The organism is Sporomusaceae bacterium ACPt (assembly GCA_041428575.1).
GTDB classification, from domain to species: domain Bacteria; phylum Bacillota; class Negativicutes; order Sporomusales; family Sporomusaceae; genus Sporomusa_D; species Sporomusa_D carbonis.
Genome location: CP155570.1, coordinates 1,443,160 through 1,466,646 on the forward strand (window position 1 = coordinate 1,443,160; position 23,487 = coordinate 1,466,646).

The following is a 23,487-nucleotide window of genomic DNA, read 5'->3' on the forward strand; positions in this document are numbered from 1 at the left end:
CTATGGGGCAATTGATCGTTCTGGCGTTGGTGCTGCCACTCGTGACCGGCGCTCTTACCATGGCGCAGTCCGGACAGCAGGCCATCCGCTGGATTAATTTAGCCGGCGGTAGCTTGACAAGCCTGGCGTTGTTAACCATCGTTTACCACGTGGCAACCGAAGGGGTAGTTAACGCCGGTTCACTCTATGTTGACCAGTTAACCGCCGTTGTACTTATTGTGGTGGCTTTGTTAACTTTTACGGCTGCCTTATTTTCACAATCTTATATGGAACAGGAAGTAGTCCAGGGCCATATTTCCCTAAAACAGCTGAAACGCTATTATGGTCTGTTTAATTTATTTGTTTTTACTATGATTTGTGTGTTGGTGACCGAAAACATGGGGATGATATGGGTGGCTGTTGAAGCCACGACGTTAAGTTCAGCGTTGCTGGTAGCTTTTTATTTTGACCGGGCGGCGCTTGAGGCGGCCTGGAAATATGTTATGGTGTGTACTGTGGGTATTTGTCTGGCGCTTTTGGGAACTATTCTTCTTTACTATGCCCAAGTCAACGCCAGTATAGGCCAAATTCAGGCGCTAAGCTGGCTGGCACTCAAATCTGTCAGCCAGAGGCTGGACCCTGGCATGATTAAATTAGCGTTTGTGTTTATTTTAATTGGTTATGGTACCAAAGCAGGACTGGCGCCAATGCATACTTGGCTGCCTGATGCCCACAGCCAAGCGCCTTCACCTGTGAGCGGCCTGCTGTCCGGTGCGCTCTTAAGTTGTGCGTTGTATGCTATTGTCCGGACGTTTATTATTGCCAAAAGCGCTCTGGGCGTTGCTTTTCCTGAACAATTGCTTATTGGATTCGGGCTGTTGTCCATTGTTATTGCCGTGCCGTTTATTCTGGTGCAGCATGATCTCAAACGGCTGCTGGCCTATTCGAGCATTGAGCATATGGGGCTTATTACGCTGGGATTTGGTCTTGGTACGCCGTTGGCTGTATATGGTGCGTTACTGCATATTGTAAACCACGCTGTAACTAAATCGGCGCTGTTTTATCTGACTGGAGCCATTATTAAGCAGTACGGCACAAAACATATGATGCGCATCAGGGGCCTGGTCAGTGCCGCCCCTATGGTGGGCTGCATGTTTGTTGCCGCTGTGCTGGCGATTGCCGGGTTGCCGCCGTTTAGTGTTTTTTACAGCAAGTTTACCATTGTCTGGGCGGCTTTCCACTCTGGCAGCCCATGGCTGGGAGCGGCAGTATTGCTGTTGATGGCTGGCGTTTTTGCCGGTATGATCTATTATACGCTCAAAATTGCCTTTGGTCCGGCGCCCAGCCGTGTATCAACCGGTTACCGTCCGGGCGTACCGGCGCTCGTGGCTGTGTCGGCATCCATGGTGTTAATGATTGGTACCGGGTTATACCTGCCGCCGTGGTTCGACACACTTATTGACCAGGCTGTGGTTATTGTAACAGGAGGGGGACTATGACAAGCGCACTGCAAGTTATACCGGCGGCGACGCTGCGGGCGGCTGCCACAGTAGCCAGCCATAACGGTCAGTATCGGCTGACGGCCATGTTTGCCAATGATGAACGTCCGGTTCATGGTTATTTTGCCGTTTACGCCATTTTTACCGGCAAAGGAGAACCGGCATGTAAAACGATTAAAGCGATTATCAAGCAGGATGAGCCGCTTGAATTTCCGTCACTTACGCCGCTGATGGCAGCGGCAGCCTGGTATGAGCGGGAAATACACGACCTATTCGGCCTGGTGCCGTTTGGCCATCCTGATTTACGGCCGCTGGTGCTGCATGAAAACTGGCCGCATGGCCTCTATCCGCTACGCAAGGATTTTAGGCCTGATATGCCGGTTCCTGAGGGCGGAGGCCAGTACCCTGTGCCGTCTGTACAGGGGGAAGGCGTGTTCGAAGTGCCGGTAGGTCCCATTCATGCCGGGATCATTGAGCCCGGGCATTTTCGTTTCAGCCAGGCCGGCGAGAACATTATCAATCTGGAAGCTAAACTGTTTTTTACCCACCGGGGTATTGAAAAGGCGGTTGAAGGCTTGCCATTGCCGATGGCTTTGTACCGAACCGAACGCATCTGCGGTGTGTGTTCGGTTTCCAACACGCTCTCATATGCCCACGCTGTTGAAACTATGGCTGGTGCAGAAGTTCCGGCCAGGGGGCAATATCTTAGAGTATTGGCTGCCGAATTGGAACGGCTCTATAATCATGTTGGCGATATCGGCAACCTTTGCGCCGGGGTGGGGTTTGCTGCCGGTGTCAGCCATGGTTCACGCCTGAAAGAACAACTTATGCGGCTTAATGAACGCTTGACCGGCAATCGCTTTTTGCGCGGATGGGTAACTTTGGGCGGGGTTCATATGGACATAACCCGGGATATGGCGCAGGATATTCAGCAGACGCTGACCGGAGTGACCAGGGACTTTGCCGAACTTCTTGGCTTGTTGCGCAACAACGATGCTTTTCTGGACAGGATTAATACCACCGGCATTCTGCCGTATCAGGCTGCTGTCGATTTAGGCGTTGTCGGCGTGGCTGCCAGGGCGTCAGGTATTGACAGCGATGTGCGGCGGGACTTTCCCTATGCCGCATACCGGGATTTTAGCTTTAGCGTGCCGGTATATACGAGCGGTGACGTGGCTGCTCGCCTGTGGGTGAGGGCCGATGAAGCCGTCGAGTCGGCTAAAATTGTCGGTCAGGTGCTTGACAGTTTGCCGAGCGGTAATTTTAAGACCGCCCTGCCGCCGGTCAAGCCGTATTCGACAGCATTCAGTCTGACCGAATCGCCGCGCGGTTCAAACCTGCACTGGCTGATGGCCGGCGAGAAGGGAACGATTTATCGCTATTTTGTCCGTTCGGCCTCTTATCCCAACTGGCCGGCGCTTACGGTAGCCGCTCCGGGGAACATTATACCGGATTTTCCCCTTATCAATAAAAGCTTTGAACTATGTTACGCGTGTCTTGACCGTTAAGGGGGGATAGAGAGTGCTTAACTTATTCAGAAAAATAATAAAAACAGGCCGGGTTACCGAGCACTATGACAGCGGTCCTGTGCCGCCGCGTTTTCGCGGTGAGGTAGTACTGGAAGAAAGCCGGTGCCGGAATTGCCAAAATTGTCGCGAGGCTTGTCCTACCGGGGCGATAGCATTCATTGACGGCAAGCTGATAATCGATAACAACGCCTGTATCTTTTGTGGCCGCTGCATCGAGGTTTGCGAGCATAATGCCCTGGCTCACACCGCAGAGTACCGGCTGGCTGAGCTACAAGGTCAATTGGCCGGTAAAATCAAGTCAATACTCCACAGGTCGCTCAATATCCGCCATATTGACGCCGGTTCCTGTAACGGCTGTGACTGGGAAATGACGGCGCTAAATAATCCGGTTTATGATTTACAGCAGTACGGTATTGATTTTGTGGCTTCGCCGCGACATGCCGACATGTTAATGGTGACCGGGGTAGTTACCCGTAACTTGGCGCAGGCGCTGGCAATGACTTATGAGGCTACGCCGGAACCAAAACTGGTTATGGCGGTAGGGGCCTGCGCCGCCAGCGGCAAGGTTTTTGGCAAAAGCTATGCCATTCGCGGGGCTGCTGATACCATAGTTCCTGTCGATATCTATGTACCAGGCTGCCCGCCGCGGCCGGCGGCGCTCATTTACGGACTGCTGCTGGCGCTTGACCGGCTGGGAGGTAAGCACAAGTAATGAATATTTTTGATATTATTGGTCCGGTTATGGTCGGCCCGTCAAGCTCCCATACCGCCGGGGCCGTTCGCCTGGGGAATGCCGCCCGGGCCATTCTTGGCCAGCCGGTGATGGAAGCTGTTATCGGTTTGCACGGTTCGTTTGCCCAGACCGGCCGGGGACATGGCACCGATCTTGCTTTAGTAGCCGGGCTGATGGGCTGGACGACCGATGACTTAAGAATTCCGCAGGCTTTTGCCTATGCCAAAGAGGCCGGTCTCAAGTATTCTTTCCGCACCATCAACATGGGGGACGCCGCCCATCCTAATTTTGTTAAATTTTGGCTAACCGGGCAGGATGGGAAGGAAAGCCAGGTGGCTGGCGCATCGATTGGCGGCGGCCGGGTGATTATTAATGAAGTTGACGGCTTTCCCCTGGAGTTTACCGGTGACTTTCCGACAATTCTTACACTGCATGAAGACCGGCCTGGCGCGGTAGCCGAAGTAACCGGCATACTGTCCAAGCGCGGCGTCAATATTGCCCAAATGCGGGTGTTCAGAAGGAGTAAAGGCGGACTGGCCAGCATGGTGCTTGAAACCGACCAGCCGGTTGATGATGCCGATATTGCTGCTGTAGCCGGTTTGTCAATGATTAAGGCTGTGCGCCGGATTAACGCTATAATCTGATCATACAGGCTTTAACAAGATAGGGAGGGTACGTTTATGTCATTAGCAAAATTATCCCTCGAAGAATGGATTAAGGCGGCCGAGGCGCAAAGGACTAATTTTGCTGACTTCTGCGTAACTTTTCAAGCCAGACAGATGGAACTGCCGTCTGACGAAGTCATTACGCGGATGGAAGCGATGCTTACTGTCATGGAACAATCAATCGCCGCCGGCCTTAAAGGACCGCGCTCCAAAGGCGGATTGGTGGGCGGCAATGCGCAAAAGCTGCAAACATATACCATAAGCCGTAGCCAAACCATGATGGGCAGCTTTATGGCAAAAGCCGTGGCTTATGCCTTGGCGGTAGGCGAAGCTAATGCCGCCATGGGCCGTATTGTGGCTGCACCGACGGCCGGGGCCAGCGGCGTGCTGCCGGCCGTGCTTGTGGCACTTAAAGAAGAACGGGGCTTTAGCAAGGCTGAATTGGCCAAGGGGCTTGTTGTTGCCGGGGCTATAGGCATGGTTATCGCTTCACGGGCGTCCTTGGCCGGAGCAGCCGGGGGCTGCCAGGCTGAGTGCGGTTCGGCAGGAGCCATGGCCGCTGGCGCTATGGTGTCGTTGCTCGGCGGTACGCCAGCACAGGCCGGCCATGCGGTGGCCATAACATTTAAAAATATGTTAGGGTTGGTATGCGACCCGGTAGCCGGCCTGGTGGAGGTGCCGTGCGTTAAGCGCAATGCCGGCGCCGTAGCCCAGGCTGTTATTGCTGCTGAAATGGCGCTGGCCGGGATTGAAAGCGTTATTCCTGTAGACGAGGTAATTGATGCGATGGAATCTGTCGGTCAATCGATGCACTGCTCACTTAAAGAAACAGCTCAGGGCGGACTGGCGGTTACGCCAACAGCGTTAGCTTGGACGGAAAAAATTTTCGGCAGCCCTACCTAGCAGGTTTTTACCAGGAAATGTAGAATTTTTTAGTCAAATATCAGGAGGTGCTGCAATATGAAAACAGTTGTTAGTTCTGACCGGGCCCCGCAGGCCATTGGCCCTTACTCTCAGGCGATTAAGGCCAACGGATTTCTGTTTATCTCCGGTCAAATTCCGCTTGACCCGGTAACCGGTCAAATTATTTATGGCGGCATTGAAAATCAGACATATCAGGTTTTGGCTAACCTTCGCGCCATTTTGGAAAAAGAAGGGCTGACTTTTGCAAATGCTGTGAAAACAACAGTATATTTAAAAGACATGGATGACTTTGCGATAATGAATAAGGTATACGGCCAGTTTTTTACCAATGAGCCGCCGGCCCGGGCCTGCGTTCAGGTCGCCAAACTGCCGCGTGATGTAAGTGTGGAGATTGAGCTGGTAGCAGTATATTAAAAATAAGAAAAAAGCCGGAACCTTGGGTTTCGGCTTTTTTAGACATATGATTATTTACTTTTACCGGTTAGGCCAATGCGTTCGGCTGAGTAGCCTTGCCTGATGAATAGAATAATGCCAATAATGATGACAGCCAGGCTGGTTAGTTGCGCTGATTTTAAGCCAAACAGCAGCGTACCGTAATCGCCCCGGAGAAACTCAAGGAAAAAACGGGCGGTTGAATATAAAACGGCATACAGGATAAATACTTGTCCTTTGGCGTGGTTGGTTGTTCTGAAAATGAGCAGTAATACAAAGATAATCACGTCAAGCTGGCCTTCCCACACCTCAGCCGGCCACAGTGGCTGGTTACCGTATACTTGGTAGGCTAATGTGGTTGATGGATATAGTATGCCGAAACTACCGCCGGTGGGATGTCCGAAAGCATCGCCGTTCATTAAGTTAGCCATGCGGCCAATCGCCTGTCCCATAATAATTGCCGGAGCAGCGACAATATCGGCAAAAGCCCAGGTGTCAATTTTATGGATCTTGGTATAAATTATACCGACGATGGCCCCTAAGAGCACGCCACCCTGTATGGCCATACCGCCTTGCCAGACAAAGGGGATTTCCAGCAAGTGGTGCTGGTAGTAGTCCCAGTCAAAGAAGAATACGTCCCACAGGCGGGCGCCGACAATACCGGCCAGGCCGCAGTAAATGCCTATATCAGGGACATGTTGATGCCAACGGCCGTCATGTTTGGCAAAAAAATAAGCTGTGCCGGTAGCTAAGATAATACTAAGGCTTAAAATAAGGCCGTAGGCCCTGATGGGAAAATCGCCGATAAAAAATAGATACTGATGCATGTGACAAACCTCCTAAATCATACATTTTTCCATAAGAAAGCGAGAGGAAACTATGTCCAAACGATTTATCATTTTAGCTGTGGCCGTTGTTTCAATAACAATCGCCATTGGTTTTTTCGCCATGCAGCCTGCCCAAGTCCCTGATACCGAAACAAGCAATAAGTCAACTACCGGTGCCGGAGCGGCGGTAGGCTCCAAACTATCCGAGTTTACCCTTGCCGCATTGGATGGCAAGACGGTCAGGGTAGCTCCGGCCGGGTCGGTTATCGTGCTTAACTTCTGGGCTACCTGGTGTCCGCCCTGCCGTCAGGAAATGCCTGAACTTAACGCCTTTGCCCGGAAATATAATAGTAAAGCGGTATTGCTTGCCGTAAATATTCAAGAATCTGCCGGCAAAGTGGACGAATTTATGCGGCAAAATGAATACACGATGAACGTTCTCTTAGACAAGGACGGTGAAGTGGCCAGGAATTTCCGGATTAGCGCCATCCCTACTACCCTGGTGGTCGATAAAAACGGTTTTATTAAATACCGGAAGTCGGGGCCGGTAACGGCAGCCGAACTGGAGGGAGTGCTTAATGGACTATAACCTTACGTTGCTAACAGTCTTTGGTGCCGGTGTTGTTTCCTTTTTATCACCGTGCGTGCTGCCCTTGCTGCCTACCTATACTGCATTGCTGGCAGGGACAGGAGCGCAGGACCGGCAACCGGGCTGCTGGACATTTCTTATGAATGCAAGTTGCTTTTTAAGCGGATTTACCCTGGTATTTGTCGCTATGGGTGCTACAGCCTCCTATCTCGGACAATTGTTTTTTGACTATCAGGACATGATTCGCAAGGCCGGTGCGGTGTTTATGGTGTTGATGGGTCTGCAGGTTCTCGGCGTACTGCAAATTCCCCGGCTGGGGCGCGAGTACCGGCCGCTGCTGAACAGTGCTTTTAACGGTCCGGTTGGTGCATTTGTGCTGGGGCTGGCGTTTACCGCCGGCTGGACACCTTGCACCGGGCCTATTCTTGCGACCGTGTTGATGTATGCCGGGACAACGGCTACTGTCAGCCAAGGCGCTTTTCTGCTGTTTATCTATGCTATGGGCTTTTGTTTGCCGTTTTTGGCCATAGCCCTACTGATCAATCGCTATATGAGTAAAATACAGGGAATGTACGGCTGGCTGCCGGTTATCCAAAAAACGGCCGGTCTGATTCTTATTACTGCGGGCATTGTTATTTACTTTGACTTACTGCAAAAAGGCCTGGGGCTTATTGGGGAACCATTCATCTAGCAGCCTTTCATTTCAAAAACGAAATAATCTGCTTAACTATTTGTTCAACTTTTTGTTTATCTTCAGGATTCTGCGTTGCATCACTTAAACATTCTGCAGCATTATGTTCCAGAATATAGATGCCGATTTTTTCAATAGAGGCCCTGATGGCCGAAAGCTGAATCAGGACGTTGCTGCACGGCTGACCTTCTTCAACCATGCGCTCAATACCGGCGATATGGCCTTTGACATTACGCAGGCGGTTTAAAACTTCGGCTTGGGTGGAACTGTTAGCCATTGTCACACCTCTTTCTTGTCCCGTAAGAGTCGGGGCTAGATAATTTGTTTTATTGCAAAGCTTAATGCATCACATGACACCAGATGATAAGTAGTGTCACCCATGGTACCGGTGGCCGCGGATTTTATGGCTTCACCGTGCAGGTGGCCGTAAATGCAGATTTTTACATTGTATTTAGCGATCAAGCCGGCAAATCCTGCTGTCGAGTCAGCGTCATAAAACGGGGGAAAATGCAGCATAAGAATAAGGCGCGTAAAGCCTGCCGTTCGGGCGGCGTGTAAGGACGCCTCTACCCGTAATAGTTCCCGGTCAAAAATAGGCTGATCGCTGGCAGTGAATAGAGGGTCTTCCGGGCATGTCCATCCCCGGCTGCCACATATGGCCCATTCGCCGGCAGGAGCAAAATTGTTGTTCAGAAATTCAATTTTGCCATCTACGGCTTTGTTCATTTTGCTCAGGGTTTGCCACCAGTAGTCATGATTGCCTCGTACCATGATTTTTCGTCCCGGCAGGCTGGCGATCGCGTCTAAATCAACCAGCGCGTCGGGCAGTTTCATAGCCCAGGAGATATCACCGGCAAGCAGCACAATATCCTGGCTGGAAACCTGCTCCTGCCAGCTTGTTTTAATTTTCTCCCAGTGTCCTTCCCAGTGTGCGCCAAAAATACTCATAGGTTTGGCTGGCGGGTTGCCTGACAAATGGGTATCGGCAATGGCAAATATTTTCATAATCGTATCCTCGTATTGATAATTGTGGCAATGCCTGGAATTATATTTTATACAATATTGCCGTGAATAGCAATGAATATACGAAAAATCAGACCAACTCACCGTTTTATCGGTGAACGGTAATAATAAATAACTGACCCTTCCGGTGATTCATTCCCTAACCATAGTTAGATGCATAAATTATATAAATAGCCGAATTTTGATATCGGCCAGCAACTCTAACTATGATTTAAGAGGGGATTGATAGGAATATGGGGATAATTTTACGCAGTCTCGTAGCCGGAACCGATACAGAGGTACCTTTGGCCAATGGAAAATGCGTTACGGCTATTAATTTTGACAATGCCGCTACTACTCCGCCCTTCTGCTCAGTATTGAAAGAGATTGCCAAGTTTGCGCCATGGTATGCCTCAATTCACCGGGGGAAGGGTTACAAGTCGATAATGTCTTCAGAACTTTATGAACGTGGCCGGGACATAGTCAGGGATTTTGTTAAGGCGGATAAACGTGATGCTGTCATTTTTACCAAGAACACTACTGAATCTATCAATATGCTGGCCTACGCCCTAGCGGCAGAAAATAAAGACCAAGTGATATTGTCAACCGATATGGAACATTTGTCTAATGATTTACCATGGCGGGACAAATTTACGGTAGACTATGTGACAATAAATAAATATGGCCGGTTATCGCTAAAAGACCTGGAAGCAAAGTTGCAGGCTTATGCGGGTAAAGTAAAGCTGGTTACTGTTACAGGAGCTTCCAATGTTACCGGTTACATTAATCCTGTTTATAAAATTGCCATAACGGCGCATAACTACGGTGCCAAGATATTTGTTGACGGCGCTCAATGGGTTCCGCATGCTCCTGTTGATATGAAACCGTATGATTCACCTGAACATATAGACTACTTGGCCTTTTCTGCTCACAAGATGTATGCGCCGTTTGGCGCCGGAGTTTTGATTGGTCCTAAGAATTTTTTTGCCAACATCACTCCCGTATATCAGGGCGGCGGGGCAGTAGGACTTGTTTCCCGTCAGTTTATAGAATGGGCTGACCCACCTGTCAAGTATGAGGCCGGCACGCCTAATATGATGGGCGTATTGGCACTGATAACAGCAATAAATACAATGTCGGAATTAAATATGAGCCATATTCATAGCTATGAACGCCAACTCATTGATTATGCCATCAAGGGTTTGTCGGTAATTCCCGGCGTTACGCTGTATAGTTGCCGGGACGGAAATGAAGAGAGGGTTAGTCTGATATCATTTAGCCTGGAGGGGCTTCACCACAGCCAAGTTGCCGAAATTGTGTCCCGTGAAGCTGGTATTGCCGTACGTAACGGGCTATTCTGCGCCCACCCGTATGTAGAAAAATTATTGCGGCTAAGTGATGAAGAAATTCAGTATTATCTGACCCATGACGATCAAAATATACCCGGTATGGTACGGATTAGTTTTGGCATTTATAACAACTGCCGGGAGATTGATATTTTTCTGGACCTCTTATCGCATATTGCCGGACACCGGAAGTACTATGCCGATAAATACCGGTATGTATTAGCGCCCGGGCGCTGCGGTGAAAAAGGGTATTTGCCCTACTGTTAAAGAGAAAACCACCCATGGCCTCAATAGCCGGTTTAGGGTGGTTTGGTTAGCCCAACTTCATTTTTAGTTATTGGAGTTAGCTGATTTTATCCATTCCTCCAGCTTGGCCAATACATCAGCCCTGGCAGTGTCAACTTCCTGCCCTCTCCACTCTTGGCCAGTCTCACTATCAAACCACAGGTCTTTTTGCGAAAAAGTTCCGGAAGGATAGAGTTTTTCCTTGGCTGCCTCCAGAACACCATCCAGCATGCTCTGTTTGATGCTCTTTCTGGCCATTCTGCAGCCGGCTTTTTCGGTGGTTGCAACCTCAATGCCATCCGCGCCGGTGCTAAGTTCAACATGGGAAAGCAACTTGTTTTGCTGGCCGGCGGCGGCAATAGCCTGTTTGGCATAAGCGGCGGCCTGCTCCCGCTTAATACTGTCATCGTGAACGGTGACTCTGACATTGCCGATAATAAGCTTATACATGACGCACCTCCTTATGAACTATTGTATGAATTTCAGCCTGATATAGAACAATTTTTACCAACCACGCCATAAGTTGACTTTTATAATTTATTACTATATAATGGAACATACAAATCTGATGAAGCAGAATAGTAAGCTGTATGAGGCGGTTCAGAAAGTTGGCGGTTGTTGCGAGCCAACCCGAGGTATAGCCGAACTCACTGTCGAGGAGCAGCTGTGAACTGTACTAAAGGCTGACGCAAGCCAGCGTTACCGGTAAAAAGTGGATGACATCTGTCATCAAACAGGGTGGTACCGCGAGAAATCTCGTCCCTGGCGTTAGCCACGGGACTTTTTACATTATCAGAACGTATGACCTATTTCTGATAATAAGTAAGAACGACTAAGACTTCTGCCGGTCCTGAGGGACTTGGCCCAAGTCAGGGTTATCTTAACTTGTCCGAGGGGGATTGATTACTCGATGAATGAAAAATATACGCCGCGGGAGATAGAGGGAAAATGGCAAAAGCTCTGGGCCGAAAATGATGCTTATAACACCACAATAAACCGCCAACGCCCTGAATACTATGTCCTGGAGATGTTTCCCTATCCATCCGGCAACCTGCATATGGGTCATGTTCGCAATTACTCAATTGGTGATGTTGTCGCCAGATTTAAGGTTATGCAGGGGTATAATGTATTACATCCCATGGGCTGGGATGCCTTTGGCATGCCAGCAGAAAATGCGGCTATCAAAAATAATATTCATCCGGCCGCATGGACATGGGACAATATTGCCAATATGCGCCGCCAGCAGCAGGAACTGGGGTTATCGTACGATTGGGACCGTGAAGTGGCCACCTGCCATCCTGACTATTATCACTGGACGCAATGGTTGTTTCTGTTATTCTATGAACGCGGCTTAGCCTACAAAAAGAAAGCGGCAGTAAACTGGTGTAATGACTGTAATACCGTACTGGCCAATGAGCAGGTCGTAGACGGCCGCTGCTGGCGCTGCGACTCGGTTGTTGTCAAAAAAGACTTGGAACAATGGTTCCTTAAAATAACTGATTATGCTGACCGGCTCTTGGCCGACCTGGCTGAACTTAAAGGTTGGCCGGAACGTGTTAAAACCATGCAGGAAAACTGGATCGGCCGCAGTGAAGGCGCCGAATTCACCTTTGCTGTGCCAGAGGCTGAAGCTAAGATTGCCGTATACACCACCCGTCATGATACGGTATTTGGCGTTAGCTATATAGTCTTAGCGCCTGAACATGCGCTGGTGGACAAGCTTATTGCCGGCAAACCGGAAGAAGCGGCTGTTAGAGCATTTGTCGAGAGGGTACGTAACCAGAGTGAAATAGCCCGCACCTCGACTGAAACTGAAAAAGAAGGTATTTTTACCGGCGCGTATGCTATCCATCCGTTTACCGGTGAACAAGTGCCCATTTGGGTAGCCAACTATGTACTGGTAGATTACGGTACAGGTGCAGTCATGGGCGTGCCGGCCCATGACCAGCGTGACTGGGAGTTTGCTGATAAGTACGGATTAGCCAAGAAAATTGTTGTTCAGCCTGCAGACAAAGAACTTAATCTCAGCGAAATGACCGGCGCTTATGATGGCCAAGGCATTATGGTTAACTCAGGCGAATTCAGCGGCCTGGACAATGAAACAGGCAAAGTTAAGATTGCTCAATGGTTTGAAGATCAGGGAATTGGCAAGCGGCGTATCAACTACCGGTTACGCGACTGGCTCATTTCCCGTCAACGTTATTGGGGAGCACCCATCCCGATCATTTACTGTCCGGACTGCGGCACTGTACCGGTGCCTAAAAACCAGTTGCCGGTAATGCTGCCTGAAAACGTCAGTTTTGCCAGCGGCTCGGTGTCGCCGCTGGCAAAAGCCGAGGAATTTGTCAACTGTACTTGTCCGAAGTGCGGCGGCAAGGCGCGGCGCGAAACTGATACCATGGACACGTTTATTTGTTCGTCCTGGTATTATTTCCGCTATACCAGCCCGCATAGCAAAGATGAACCGTTTGACCCTGACAAAGCCAATTATTGGATGCCTGTCGACCAATATATCGGCGGTATTGAGCATGCCATCCTGCATCTTTTGTACTCGCGCTTCTTTACCAAAGTACTCAAAGATGCCGGACTGGTAAACGTCAACGAGCCGTTTAAAAACCTTTTGACCCAGGGCATGGTTATCAAAGACGGGGCTAAGATGTCCAAATCCAAGGGCAATGTTGTTTCGCCGGAAGAGATTATCGGCAAATACGGCGCTGACACTGCCAGACTGTTTATATTGTTTGCTGCACCGCCTGAACGCGACCTTGAATGGAGCGACCAGGGAGTTGAGGGCGCCTACCGGTTCTTAGGCCGCCTGTGGCGTATTGTCGGTCATTATGCGCCGCTTGTTAAGACTGAGGCTTCACCCTATGACCCGAAACAACTAACCAAAGAAGAAAAAGAACTTCGGCGCATTTTGCATATAACCATCAAGCGGGTTACTGAAGATGTTGGCCAGCGCTTTAACTTCAACACGGCGATTAGCGCTATTATGGAATTGGTTAATGCCATGTACGCTCTTAGAGAACAAGGGGTAACTCCTAATGCCGCCTTAGCGCGGGAAGTGGTGTCCGGCCTCTTGAAAATGCTTGCGCCATTTGCGCCGCATATTACCGAAGAGTTGTGGAGTGAAACTATTAACGAAGGCAGTGTTCATAAACAATTCTGGCCGGTATTTGACGCCGCGGCGATTGAGGTGGAGGAAGTTGAAATTGTCCTCCAAATTAATGGCAAAGTACGGGATAAAGTTGTTGTTCCGGTTGGCCTGACTGCCAAAGAACTGGAGAAATTAGCGCTTGGTCAGGAAAAAGTACAGGCGCTTATTGCCGGCAAACAAGTAGTCAAGGTAATATCTGTACCGCAAAAGCTGGTTAACATTGTCGTAAAATAGTAATAATAACTTTATTGAATTATGCTGCTGTTTTACCAGTGCTCACAGGCAGCGTTTTCAGAGAGCAATAAGGAGGCGGGAAAAAAATGAGTGTGTTGAATATTAACAGTGTGGCGGAATTTAATGATACTGTGCTCAAATCGGACAAGCCTGTGCTTGTTGACTTTTGGGCGCCATGGTGCGGGCCGTGCAAGATGGTCGGACCCGAAGTCGAGGCGGTGGCCAATAACTTTGAAGGCCGGGCAGTCGTGGCCAAGGTCAATGTCGATGAACAGCAGGACTTAGCCGGCCAATATGGTGTAATGAGCATTCCTACATTGATTGTATTTAAAGGCGGTAGCGAAGTCAGCCGGATTACCGGTTTCCGTCCGCAAAAAGATATAGGGAATGCTTTAGAAAAAGCATTTTAAAAAGTCCAAAGTAAGTGCAAAAGCTCCCTGTTAGGGAGCTTTTGTTTTACGCATTGTTAGTGTAAAATTATTGTAGGAATTTTTGATGACAAAAGAGAAGAAGACAACACCGTCCGCCCAAGGACGAGTAACCAAAAATTGATTACTCAGAGGTGTTGTCTTCTATGGAAATTATTCGTGTTCTCATGCCAATATTCCTTTCTATCGTCGAAATGGTTTTAAATAGTTTATCAGGAAAAATGGGTTTTGAGGAATTTCAGCGGAAATTAGCTGATAAACTTCATGAAGTAGGCCGTGAAATCACCAAGCAGGTTTTAGAGGAACTGGATCAACAGATAAAAAACGATAAAAGGAAACGATCTGGGTGGCAGGTTTGCCGGACTGGAGACAGTAAGGAAATCGTCACCTGCTTTGGCGCCGTAAGCTACAAAAGGACATACTACCGCCATAAAGAAACGGGGGAATATGCCTACCTGGTTGACAAGCAAGTGGGCTATACAAACCATATGCGGGTAGATAATAACGTGAAAGCAAAGCTTGTGGCAGGCGCGGGAGAACTGGCTTACCGAAAAAGCGCGCAGAAGGTAGCGCAAGAATGCGGAGGCGTAACCGTAAGCGGTCAAACGGTTTTGCGCGCGGTGCGTGAATTTGAACAACCCATAAACCCAAAACCAGACGAGCGCAAACGCGTGAAAACCCTGTATATTGAAGCCGATGAAGACCACGTAGCCAGTCAACACGGGCGTGCTATGGAAGTGCGGTTAGTATATATTCATGAAGGTTGGCAGCAAGAAGAAAAGCGTCGTAGTTTGATTAACCCAATCTACCTAAGCAGCGTAGATGAAGATGCCGATACGTTCTGGGAACGGGTGTGGGAAACCGTAGATGCGCGTTATGACATCGATCAAATAGAAACAGTGAACATCCTGGGAGACGGAGCAGCGTGGATCAAAAGTGCAGTCCAAGTATTTCCGAAAGCGAAATTTATTTTGGACCGGTTTCATTTGATGAAATATATTCGCCGGGCAGTAGGTGGCAATCACGAGCAAGGCAAGGCCTTGAGGGGAGCGCTCAGGTTTGGGAACCGTGAAAAGGCACAAGAAATCATAAAGGAACTGTTAGCTGCTGCGGCCACAGAGAGTCGGAAACAGGCCATATTAGAGGCGTGGAGATATATCCAAAACAATTGGGATGGAATTACCGAACTATACCGAAAGAAAGAAGTAAAGTGCAGTGCGGAAGGACATGTCAGCCATGTATTGTCGGCGCGACTAAGCAGCCGGCCCATGGGCTGGAGCCGTGAGGGTGCCAAGCATATGGCCAATATACGCGTATGCCAGGCAAATGGGCAAGAAGTAGCCGAGGAATACCTAAACCAACAACGCATACGTTCGCAAGCATTGCCGGTCTTGACGATTGCCGAAGAGACCATAGAAAAACAGAGGAATAGCCTAAAAGCAGCTCGTGAGGTATTGGACAATATTCCGGTATTAAAAGGGCCAAAAAGCTTTTTGTATGAGGCGCTGCAGGGACTCTCTCTGGCTCTTGCATAAAAATTATGTTAACTCGTCAAAGGACGATGTCTTTTTCAAAAAAATTCCTACAGTGTCTTGACACGATCTTACGCATTTCCCAACTTGTATTTAACTATAAAATTTGCCATAATTGGACTATGATATCTTGCTATGCCGGCAGGGAACAAAATAGGGTCTGTCGAAATTATCATTAGATTTGAATTTGAAGGAGATATAAATAAACATGATAGGTTGCACCAAACTGCTTTGCGGTACGGCGACAGTGTCGGACATAGTAAAATATGGCCGCAGTTCCCGCCATCTGCCGCCACAGATGCTTCAGTTTTCTTCAGACGCAACTCCCATTGTTGTATGGAACTCGACCAACCGCTGCAATCTTAAGTGTCAGCACTGTTATATTTGTGCTGAGGACCGGGAATATGCCGGAGAGTTTACAACTGCCGAAGCCAAAGCGTTTATTGACGATCTGGCAGGCATGAAAGTGCCGGTACTTTTATTTTCAGGCGGTGAGCCGCTGGTCCGGTCTGATTTATTTGAACTTGGCGCTTATGCTATTAAGCAAGGGATTCGCCCGGTTATTTCGACTAATGGAACGCTGATTACTCCTGACATGGCCAAGCGCATCAAAGAAACAGGATTTCAGTATGTAGGCGTCAGTATTGATGGCAATGAAGAAGTACATGACTCTTTCCGGGGTAAAAAAGGAGCTTTCCGGGAGACCTTGGCCGGTATCCGCAATTCAATCGCTGCCGGTAACAAGACCGGGATTCGTTTTACGGTAAACAAGCTAAATTATCATACCTTGCCTGAGATCCTGGATATTGTGGAACGGGAAAAAATACCCCGTTTTTGTATGTATCATCTCGTATATGCCGGACGCGGGCGGGAAATGGCCGAACTTGACACTACTCCCGAGCAAAAACGGCAGACCATTGAACTCTTGATTGAACGGACGCTTGATTTTTCCCGTCGCGGCATTGAGGTCGAGATTCTTACAACTGATAATCATGCTGACGGCATCTATATCCTTCAGTATTTTGAACGTACCCAGCCGGAGCGTGTGCCTGAGATTAAAGAGCTATTGTCGATGCATGGCGGCTGTTCGGCCGGGCAGAAGATGGCGAACGTTGACCCGCAGGGTAATGTTCATGCTTGTCAGTTCTGGGGTCACAAGTCGCTGGGCAATGTGCGTGAGCAACCTTTTAGTCAGATTTGGCAAAATACGCAAGATGATTTTTTGTGCAAGCTCCGGGACAAACAAAGCTATGTTACCGGCCGCTGCGGCCAATGTCGGTACAAGAGCTTATGCAGCGGCTGCCGCATAAGGGCCGAAGCCGTGTCCGGCGACATGTGGGGTGAAGACCCGGCCTGCTATCTTACTGATTATAAGGAGTAACTGCATGATTATCTCATGGAACACCACCCAACAGTGCAATATTAACTGTATACACTGCTACCGTGATGCAGGCGCCAAGCAGACCGATGAGCTTACTACCGCCGAGGGCAAAAAACTGCTGGGTGAGATGGCAAAAGCCGGGTTTAAAATTGTTATCTTAAGTGGCGGCGAGCCGTTGCTCCGTCCGGATATTTACGAACTTATAGCCTATGCCGCTTCAATGGGCCTGCGTCCGGTTATCGGCACTAACGGGATTATGCTTACCGGCGATGTTCCCGCGAAATTAAAAGCCGCCGGTCTGATGTGCGCCGGCATCAGTATTGACAGCCGTGATAAAGAACGGCATGATAAGTTTCGCGGCTGTAGCGGCGCATGGCAACAAACAATGAACGGTATTACATGTTGCAAGGAAGCAGGCCTGCCGTTTCAAATTCACACTACAGTTACCAGTTGGAATGAAACCGAGATTACCGACATTACCGACCTGGCGGTGGAAGTCGGCGCTGTCGCTCACCACATCTTTTTCCTGGTGCCTGCCGGACGGGGCAAGGATATTGAAGAAACAACACTCAAAACGGCTCAATACGAAGCGCTGTTGACCCGCATTCTTGACAAGCAGGCCACAACTTCGATTGAACTGAAACCAACGTGCGCCCCGCAATTTATGCGTATTGCCAAAGAACGCGGCGTACCCATGCGCTACAGCCGGGGCTGTTTAGCCGGTACTTCATATTGTGTCATTCTGCCTAACGGCGATGTCCAGCCTTGCCCGTACCTGCCGCTCAAGGTAGGTAACGTGCGGGAAACAGCCTTTGACACCATCTGGCACAACAGCCGGGTGTTCCAAGAACTCCGGCATGAGCCGTTAAAAGGCGGTTGCGGTTCATGCGGCTTTGATACCGTGTGCGGCGGCTGTCGCGCCAGGGCGTATTATTACTCCGGCGGCGATTATCTGGCCGAAGAACCCTGGTGCAACCGGGGATGCCGGGGAAGTTAAATAGTTAATAAGAAAAAAAGCGAGATTGCTTCACTTACGTTCGCAATGACAAATCATCAGCTAAGGGTCATTGCGAGCGCCGGCGGGGCAATCTCTTTTTTTTCCGGCAGACAAGTTAATAGCCAGTATCGCAGTGCATAAATGCTCCCAGGAATGGAAATCTAAATAGAGCAGAATTTAGCGCAAAATGTTTGTCTCTGGCCTCTGGGGGGTGACAATTAGTGGAATTAAAAAACTATCTGGACAAGAAAAGCCTTACACTTATACTGCTGGGCATGGTTGCCGCATTTGCCGGACTTGCCGTAGCCGGCGGCGGTATGGCCTATGCCGACAATGCCGCGTTTTGCAGCAGTTGCCATTCGATGCAGCGTGTTGCCGCTACCTGGCAGGTATCGAACCATCGCCAATTTACCTGCGGCGACTGTCATTTGCCTCATGATAATATTGTCCACAAAATGTATGTAAAAAGTCAAACCGGCATGCATGATACCTATCACGAATTCTTGCGCGACTACCCTGACACGATTAAGCTTACCGCTAACGCAAGAGCCATTGTTGACAGCAACTGTTTGCGCTGTCATGCCTACACAGTAGGCAATACCCCTTTGGCAGCCGGTGGCCAGCAATGTACAAAATGCCACCGCGGCATGATTCATAACCAAATTGTAGTCAAGGAGGAAGTTCGCGTTGAATAGGACCCAGAAAATCCTGATAGCGTTTTTGGCGCTAGTTGTGATATTCACCGGCGCGGTTATCAGCCGGGTGTGGATTTTTAAACCCCAGTCAACTGTTAAACTTGTTAAAATGCCGGCTGGAGAATATGATACCGAGGCCTGGGGCAGAAACTACCCGCTGGAATATGTCAGTTATAAAAAAAATTTGGAAACAGCGCCGTCACCTACCGGCTACGGCGGCAGCGTCAAGGTGCAAAAAGCTGAGATGCAGCCGGAGTTGTACACCAATTTTAAGGGTAATCCCTTTAGTAAGGATTATACTGAAGACCGTGGCCATCCGTATTCTATGGATGACCTGCGCGAGTCCAAACGCATAGGGCCGGCAGCCAAAGGCGCCTGTATTACTTGTAAAACACCCTATATAGAACAAGCCTACAAAGAAATGGGCTGGGGCTATGCCAGCCAGCCGTTGACCGAACTGATGGACAAGGCCAAGCATCCCATCAACTGCGCCAATTGTCACGACCCTGAAACTATGGGTCTGCGTGTCCTCAACCCGGCCTTTATTGAGGCTATGCAAAGGCGCGGCATTAATGTCAGCAAAGCCAGCCGTGAAGAAATGCGCAGCTATGTCTGCGCCCAATGCCACTCAGAATATTATTTTGAGCCAGGCACTTATAAGGTAATTTTTCCTTGGGACAAAGGCTTGACCCCACAGCAGATGTATGAATATTATTCAACTAAGCCTAACGGATTTGCGCAGGACTTTATTCATCCGGACTCAGGGGTGCCTGTGTTAAAGGCGCAGCACCCTGATTATGAAGAATGGCAAAACGGGGTACACGGCCAGTTCGGCGTTTCCTGCGCCGATTGCCATATGCCTTACATGCGTAAAAGCGGGCAAAAATACACTTCCCACTGGATAACAAGTCCGCTCAAAACACTGAACGAATCCTGTTCGCCTTGCCATAATCAGGGTCAAGAACTGTTATTCAGCCAGGTTAAAGCTTTCCAAGACAATGTTTGGCAGCTCCAGCACACCGCCGGGCAGAAAATCGCCAGAGCACACGGCGCTATCCAAAAAGCCGCGGGAACGGCTGCTGCCAATCAGACTGAGCTGGCTAACGCCCGCGAGCTCTTACGCCGTGCCCAATGGTACTGGGACTATGTGGCAGCCGCTAACAGCATGGGTTTTCACAACCCTGTGCAGGAACTTAATACTTTGGGGCAGGCCATTGATTTGTCCAATCAGGCCATTGATGCTGCCAACAAAGCTGCCGGCACCAACTCTTTATAACAGAAATGACCGCCGTTTCAAAATATACGGCGGTTTTAACTTTAGCACCTAACGGAGAATTATTTTTCTTTATTTGCGATTCATGACAGGAAACTCACAAAAAACGCAGAATATCCATTATATGATAATTTTGGTAATATTACATCTTTAAGGGGGGCAACTATGGATAAGCGGGATACCCTTTGGGAATTATTCCAGAAGAAAAATATCAGCAGACGTGATTTTCTCAAAACATGCGTGGCCCTGACAAGTCTGATGGGATTGTCGACTGAATTGATACCGCAAGTTGTTGAGGCGGCAGAGCAAAAGCCGCTGCCGCCGGTCATCTGGCTGCATGGTCATGAGTGCACAGGCTGCGACGAAAGCTTTATCAGATCGCAGTCGCCGTTGGCTTCCGACCTGGTACTTAATATGATTGCCCTTGAATATATGGACGTGTTGGCGTCAGCGGCCGGTGAGCCGCTTGAGCACCACCTTGAAGAAACTATTAGTAAATACGCCGGGCAATATCTTTTGGTATTTGAAGGTGCTGTGCCTACGGCGGAGAACGGCATCTATTGCATGGTTGGCGGCAAGCCAATCCTGGAAACTCTAAAACATGCCGCAAGTGGCGCGCTAGCCATTATCGAAAATGGCTCATGTGCCGCCTGGGGCGGTATTCAGGCCGCCAGGCCCAACCCCACCAACTCGGTGGCGGTAAGTGAAGTGGTACGCGGCAAACCGATTGTCAAAGTACCCGGCTGTCCGCCTATTCCCGAGGTGCTGACAGGCACTATCATGCATTTTGCTTTGTTCGGCCAACTGCCGCCTGTTGACAGCCAAGGCCGGCCTAAGCAATTCTTCGGGAACCGGATTCATGATACCTGTTACCGGCGTCCATTTTTTGATTCCGGCATGTTTGTGGAAAATTTCGACGATATTGCCAGCAAAGCCGGCTGGTGTTTGTACAAGGTGGGCTGCCGGGGACCGGAAGCCTACAACTCCTGTGGCAATATGCGCTGGTGGAACGGCATGAGCTATCCTATCCAGTCCGGAGCGCCGTGCGTGGCCTGCGCTGCCAACAACTTCTGGGACAATGATCCGTTCTACGAGCGCTTGCCGAATATTCCGGTGCCTAACACCATTGCCAATGCTGACAAAATTGGCGGTATCCTGGCCGGAGTAACTGCTGCCGGGGTAGTGGCGCATGGTGTGGCGTCATATATTCAGCATAAGGTACATCAGTCCAAAGAAGAAAAAGCGCACGGAGCCGGCCAACAGCCTGAAGGCGACCGGGATAACGAATAGCGGACGAGGAGGAAAGGTTTAGATGAAACGCATAGTTGTTGACCCGATTAACCGGATTGAAGGCCACCTGCGGGTTGAGATAAAAGTTGACGAAACTACCGGCAAAGTCGAAGACGCACTGTCAAGCGGTACGGCTTGGCGGGGGATAGAACTGGTCTTAAAAGGACGTGATCCGCGTGATGCCTGGCTGTTCGCCCAAAGAATCTGCGGCGTATGTACTACAGTGCATGCTTTGGCCAGCTTACGGGCCGTTGAAGACGCCCTCGGTATTGACATTCCCAAAAACGCCAACTATATCCGCAATATCATTGCCGCTTCCCAAATGGTACATGACCATACCGTGCATTTTTACCACTTGCACGCCTTAGACTGGGTAAGCCCGGTAGCGGCGCTCAAAGCTGACCCGGCCGCTGCGGCGGCACTGCAGAACACCGTACTTGATAAATACACGCTGAACCTTAGTGGTCCGGTAAGCTTTGACACCAGTGCTTATGCTAAAGATTTTCCCAAGGCCACCACGGCATACTTTAAAGACATTCAAAACCGGATAAAAAAGGTTGTTGACAGCGGTCAACTGGGTATTTTCGCTGCCCATTACTGGGACCATCCTGATTACAACGTGTTGCCGCCCGAAGCCCACCTTATGGCCGTAGCCCACTACCTGAACATGCTTGACCGGCAGCGGGAGATTGTTATTCCGCACATTATTTTCGGCGGTAAAAACCCCCATCCTCACTATATTGTCGGCGGCATGCCCTGTTCCATTTCCATGAACGACATGAACGCTCCTGTCAACACCGAGCGCCTGGCGGTTGTTGATAACTCGATCAATTTATCAATCGACCTGGCAAATGGTTTCTATGTGCCTGACGTGCTGGTTATTGGGGATTTGTTTGTCAAAGCCGGCTATGTAGACGGCGGCGGCCTGGCCGGACAGCGGGTATTAGCTTTTGGCGACTATCCTGAAGATCATTACAGCGGCATAGCGAACGGCGATTATTTTAAAAACCTGCTGGTCCGCGCCAATGGCGTGGTAGAAAACTTTGGCCAGGGCGTGGCCAAGGCCACATTCTATCCGCTGGAAGGCAAAGATTTAAGCGATCCAAATGTTCTGGCCGAAGGGGTTGAGCACTCCTGGTACAGCTATCCGGAAACCGGCAAAGACCTGCACCCCTGGAGCGGTGTTACCAGTCCGCAGTACACCGGGCCTAAAGAAGGCGACAAAACTCATTGGAAATACCTTGACGAAGCCGGGAAATACTCCTGGATTAAAACCCCCAAATGGAATGGCAAGATGGCTGAAGTCGGTCCGCTGGCCAAATACATTGTTGTGTACACCAAGGTTAAACAAGGGATTATCGGGGAGCCGACCTGGGCCGAGAAATTTATCGTTGACCAAATTGAAACGGTGTCCAAACTGCTTAATCTGCCGCCGGAAAAATGGATGCCCACCACTGTTGGCCGGACGGCTGCGCGTGGTTTGGATGCTCAATTAAGCGCCTATATCAGTAAATATTTCTTTGACAAGCTGGTAAATAATATTAAAGCAGGTGACACCAACGTAGCCAATACCCGTACCTGGGACCCGGCAACCTGGCCCCAAGAAGCTAAAGGCGTCGGCCTGCATGAGGCGCCGCGCGGCGGACTTAGTCACTGGGTAACCATCAAAAATGGCAAAATTGATAACTACCAAGCCGTGGTGCCTTCTACCTGGAATGCCTGTCCGCGTGACAGCAAAGCCGGTTATGGCGCTTATGAAGCCAGTATGATCGATACCAAAGTAAAACTTGCCGAAAAACCGCTGGAAATACTCCGGGTTGTCCATTCCTTTGATCCCTGCCTGGCCTGCGCTACCCATCTGTATGACCGCGAGGGCAAGGAACTTTCCGTTGTCCGCACTGACCCTTATCTGTAACCGCAATCAAAAGAGATTGCCACGCTCCACCTAGTTGCGCTCGCAATGACATAATTTTAAGCAGTCATAGCGAACGAACGTGAA

The 23,487-nt window shown here is 49.6% G+C and carries 22 protein-coding genes and 1 other annotated feature; of the genes, 18 read left to right on the forward strand and 4 right to left on the reverse strand.

Features of this window, described 5'->3' with window-relative positions:
* Positions 1-2: 2 nt before the first annotated feature.
* From SCACP_RS07180 to SCACP_RS07205, 6 genes are read left to right on the forward strand one after another with little or no spacing between them, the layout of a single operon-like run.
* A complete protein-coding gene (locus SCACP_RS07180) occupies positions 3-1,478 on the forward strand; it encodes a hydrogenase 4 subunit F (protein WP_425060667.1) in 1,476 nt (491 codons plus the stop codon).
* Positions 1,475-2,986, forward strand: a complete 1,512-nt coding sequence (locus SCACP_RS07185) for an NADH-quinone oxidoreductase subunit C (protein WP_425060668.1) — start codon at positions 1,475-1,477, stop codon at positions 2,984-2,986. The genes SCACP_RS07180 and SCACP_RS07185 overlap by 4 nt, the downstream gene beginning before the upstream one ends.
* A 13-nt stretch (positions 2,987-2,999) precedes the next feature.
* Positions 3,000-3,719, forward strand: coding sequence for an NADH-quinone oxidoreductase subunit NuoB (gene nuoB, locus SCACP_RS07190; RefSeq protein ID WP_425060669.1), 720 nt, complete (start codon positions 3,000-3,002; stop codon positions 3,717-3,719).
* Complete coding sequence (gene sdaAB / locus SCACP_RS07195) at positions 3,719-4,384, forward strand: L-serine ammonia-lyase, iron-sulfur-dependent subunit beta (RefSeq protein ID WP_425060670.1); 666 nt, start codon at positions 3,719-3,721, stop codon at positions 4,382-4,384. The genes nuoB and sdaAB overlap by 1 nt, the downstream gene beginning before the upstream one ends.
* 36 nt (positions 4,385-4,420) lie before the next feature.
* Positions 4,421-5,308 carry an L-serine ammonia-lyase, iron-sulfur-dependent, subunit alpha gene (gene sdaAA, locus SCACP_RS07200; RefSeq protein WP_425060671.1) on the forward strand — a complete coding sequence of 296 codons (888 nt, stop codon included), beginning with the start codon at positions 4,421-4,423 and terminating at the stop codon, positions 5,306-5,308.
* Between the two features lie 57 nt (positions 5,309-5,365).
* The gene (locus SCACP_RS07205) at positions 5,366-5,743 is read left to right on the forward strand and encodes a RidA family protein (protein ID WP_425060672.1); all 378 of its coding nucleotides are present in this window, start codon (positions 5,366-5,368) and stop codon (positions 5,741-5,743) included.
* A 50-nt stretch (positions 5,744-5,793) separates the two neighbouring features.
* On the opposite strand, the gene lgt is transcribed toward SCACP_RS07205, so the two are convergent.
* Positions 5,794-6,588 carry a prolipoprotein diacylglyceryl transferase gene (gene lgt / locus SCACP_RS07210; protein ID WP_425060673.1) on the reverse strand — a complete coding sequence of 265 codons (795 nt, stop codon included), beginning with the start codon at positions 6,586-6,588 and terminating at the stop codon, positions 5,794-5,796.
* Between the two features lie 52 nt (positions 6,589-6,640).
* On the opposite strand from lgt, the gene SCACP_RS07215 reads away from it, so the two are divergent.
* The gene (locus SCACP_RS07215) at positions 6,641-7,177 is read left to right on the forward strand and encodes a TlpA family protein disulfide reductase (RefSeq protein ID WP_425060674.1); all 537 of its coding nucleotides are present in this window, start codon (positions 6,641-6,643) and stop codon (positions 7,175-7,177) included.
* Positions 7,167-7,868 (forward strand): cytochrome c biogenesis CcdA family protein, encoded by a 702-nt coding sequence (locus SCACP_RS07220; protein WP_425060675.1) that lies wholly within the window; start codon positions 7,167-7,169, stop codon positions 7,866-7,868. The genes SCACP_RS07215 and SCACP_RS07220 overlap by 11 nt, the downstream gene beginning before the upstream one ends.
* A 7-nt stretch (positions 7,869-7,875) precedes the next feature.
* On the opposite strand, the gene SCACP_RS07225 is transcribed toward SCACP_RS07220, so the two are convergent.
* Positions 7,876-8,145, reverse strand: coding sequence for a metal-sensitive transcriptional regulator (locus SCACP_RS07225; RefSeq protein ID WP_425060676.1), 270 nt, complete (start codon positions 8,143-8,145; stop codon positions 7,876-7,878).
* Between the two features lie 35 nt (positions 8,146-8,180).
* Positions 8,181-8,873 (reverse strand): metallophosphoesterase, encoded by a 693-nt coding sequence (locus SCACP_RS07230; protein WP_425060677.1) that lies wholly within the window; start codon positions 8,871-8,873, stop codon positions 8,181-8,183.
* A 251-nt stretch (positions 8,874-9,124) separates the two neighbouring features.
* Between SCACP_RS07230 and SCACP_RS07235 the strand changes: the two genes are divergently transcribed.
* Complete coding sequence (locus tag SCACP_RS07235; RefSeq protein WP_425060678.1) at positions 9,125-10,483, forward strand: aminotransferase class V-fold PLP-dependent enzyme; 1,359 nt, start codon at positions 9,125-9,127, stop codon at positions 10,481-10,483.
* Between the two features lie 63 nt (positions 10,484-10,546).
* Here SCACP_RS07235 and SCACP_RS07240 read toward each other — a convergent pair whose 3' ends face one another.
* A complete protein-coding gene (locus SCACP_RS07240; RefSeq protein WP_425060679.1) occupies positions 10,547-10,951 on the reverse strand; it encodes a hypothetical protein in 405 nt (134 codons plus the stop codon).
* Positions 10,952-11,060: 109 nt separating this feature from the next.
* Positions 11,061-11,268: a binding site (T-box leader), on the forward strand.
* Positions 11,269-11,411: 143 nt separating this feature from the next.
* On the opposite strand from SCACP_RS07240, the gene leuS reads away from it, so the two are divergent.
* The 9 genes from leuS (at position 11,412) to SCACP_RS07285 (ending at position 23,403) form a co-directional block, all read left to right on the forward strand.
* Positions 11,412-13,892, forward strand: a complete 2,481-nt coding sequence (leuS, locus tag SCACP_RS07245) for a leucine--tRNA ligase (protein ID WP_425060680.1) — start codon at positions 11,412-11,414, stop codon at positions 13,890-13,892.
* Between the two features lie 86 nt (positions 13,893-13,978).
* A complete protein-coding gene (gene trxA, locus SCACP_RS07250) occupies positions 13,979-14,302 on the forward strand; it encodes a thioredoxin (RefSeq protein ID WP_425060681.1) in 324 nt (107 codons plus the stop codon).
* Positions 14,303-14,466: 164 nt separating this feature from the next.
* Complete coding sequence (locus tag SCACP_RS07255) at positions 14,467-15,855, forward strand: ISLre2 family transposase (protein WP_425057888.1); 1,389 nt, start codon at positions 14,467-14,469, stop codon at positions 15,853-15,855.
* 205 nt (positions 15,856-16,060) lie between these two features.
* Positions 16,061-17,233: a radical SAM protein gene (locus tag SCACP_RS07260; protein ID WP_425060682.1), complete on the forward strand. Its 1,173-nt coding sequence runs from the start codon at positions 16,061-16,063 to the stop codon at positions 17,231-17,233.
* A gap of 4 nt (positions 17,234-17,237) precedes the next feature.
* Complete coding sequence (nirJ2, locus tag SCACP_RS07265; RefSeq protein ID WP_425060683.1) at positions 17,238-18,230, forward strand: putative heme d1 biosynthesis radical SAM protein NirJ2; 993 nt, start codon at positions 17,238-17,240, stop codon at positions 18,228-18,230.
* Between the two features lie 221 nt (positions 18,231-18,451).
* Positions 18,452-18,925: a cytochrome c3 family protein gene (locus SCACP_RS07270; protein WP_425060684.1), complete on the forward strand. Its 474-nt coding sequence runs from the start codon at positions 18,452-18,454 to the stop codon at positions 18,923-18,925.
* Entirely contained in the window at positions 18,918-20,201 is a 1,284-nt protein-coding gene (locus SCACP_RS07275; protein ID WP_425060685.1) for an ammonia-forming cytochrome c nitrite reductase subunit c552, read from the forward strand. The genes SCACP_RS07270 and SCACP_RS07275 overlap by 8 nt, the downstream gene beginning before the upstream one ends.
* 162 nt (positions 20,202-20,363) lie before the next feature.
* Complete coding sequence (locus SCACP_RS07280; protein WP_425060686.1) at positions 20,364-21,488, forward strand: hydrogenase small subunit; 1,125 nt, start codon at positions 20,364-20,366, stop codon at positions 21,486-21,488.
* 22 nt (positions 21,489-21,510) lie between these two features.
* Positions 21,511-23,403 (forward strand): nickel-dependent hydrogenase large subunit, encoded by a 1,893-nt coding sequence (locus tag SCACP_RS07285; protein WP_425060687.1) that lies wholly within the window; start codon positions 21,511-21,513, stop codon positions 23,401-23,403.
* Positions 23,404-23,487 lie beyond the last annotated feature (84 nt).

What these genes read in the sequence shown, in the direction of transcription:
- SCACP_RS07180 (WP_425060667.1), top strand. Translation starts at nt 3, where the DNA reads ATGGGGCAATTGATCGTTCTGGCGTTGGTGCTGCCACTCGTGACCGGC.
- SCACP_RS07185 (WP_425060668.1), top strand. Translation starts at nt 1,475, where the DNA reads ATGACAAGCGCACTGCAAGTTATACCGGCGGCGACGCTGCGGGCGGCT.
- sdaAB (WP_425060670.1), top strand. Translation starts at nt 3,719, where the DNA reads ATGAATATTTTTGATATTATTGGTCCGGTTATGGTCGGCCCGTCAAGC.
- sdaAA (WP_425060671.1), top strand. Translation starts at nt 4,421, where the DNA reads ATGTCATTAGCAAAATTATCCCTCGAAGAATGGATTAAGGCGGCCGAG.
- SCACP_RS07205 (WP_425060672.1), top strand. Translation starts at nt 5,366, where the DNA reads ATGAAAACAGTTGTTAGTTCTGACCGGGCCCCGCAGGCCATTGGCCCT.
- lgt (WP_425060673.1), bottom strand. Translation starts at nt 6,588, where the DNA reads ATGCATCAGTATCTATTTTTTATCGGCGATTTTCCCATCAGGGCCTAC.
- SCACP_RS07215 (WP_425060674.1), top strand. Translation starts at nt 6,641, where the DNA reads ATGTCCAAACGATTTATCATTTTAGCTGTGGCCGTTGTTTCAATAACA.
- SCACP_RS07220 (WP_425060675.1), top strand. Translation starts at nt 7,167, where the DNA reads ATGGACTATAACCTTACGTTGCTAACAGTCTTTGGTGCCGGTGTTGTT.
- SCACP_RS07225 (WP_425060676.1), bottom strand. Translation starts at nt 8,145, where the DNA reads ATGGCTAACAGTTCCACCCAAGCCGAAGTTTTAAACCGCCTGCGTAAT.
- SCACP_RS07230 (WP_425060677.1), bottom strand. Translation starts at nt 8,873, where the DNA reads ATGAAAATATTTGCCATTGCCGATACCCATTTGTCAGGCAACCCGCCA.
- SCACP_RS07235 (WP_425060678.1), top strand. Translation starts at nt 9,125, where the DNA reads ATGGGGATAATTTTACGCAGTCTCGTAGCCGGAACCGATACAGAGGTA.
- SCACP_RS07240 (WP_425060679.1), bottom strand. Translation starts at nt 10,951, where the DNA reads ATGTATAAGCTTATTATCGGCAATGTCAGAGTCACCGTTCACGATGAC.
- leuS (WP_425060680.1), top strand. Translation starts at nt 11,412, where the DNA reads ATGAATGAAAAATATACGCCGCGGGAGATAGAGGGAAAATGGCAAAAG.
- trxA (WP_425060681.1), top strand. Translation starts at nt 13,979, where the DNA reads ATGAGTGTGTTGAATATTAACAGTGTGGCGGAATTTAATGATACTGTG.
- SCACP_RS07255 (WP_425057888.1), top strand. Translation starts at nt 14,467, where the DNA reads ATGGAAATTATTCGTGTTCTCATGCCAATATTCCTTTCTATCGTCGAA.
- SCACP_RS07260 (WP_425060682.1), top strand. Translation starts at nt 16,061, where the DNA reads ATGATAGGTTGCACCAAACTGCTTTGCGGTACGGCGACAGTGTCGGAC.
- nirJ2 (WP_425060683.1), top strand. Translation starts at nt 17,238, where the DNA reads ATGATTATCTCATGGAACACCACCCAACAGTGCAATATTAACTGTATA.
- SCACP_RS07280 (WP_425060686.1), top strand. Translation starts at nt 20,364, where the DNA reads ATGGATAAGCGGGATACCCTTTGGGAATTATTCCAGAAGAAAAATATC.
- SCACP_RS07285 (WP_425060687.1), top strand. Translation starts at nt 21,511, where the DNA reads ATGAAACGCATAGTTGTTGACCCGATTAACCGGATTGAAGGCCACCTG.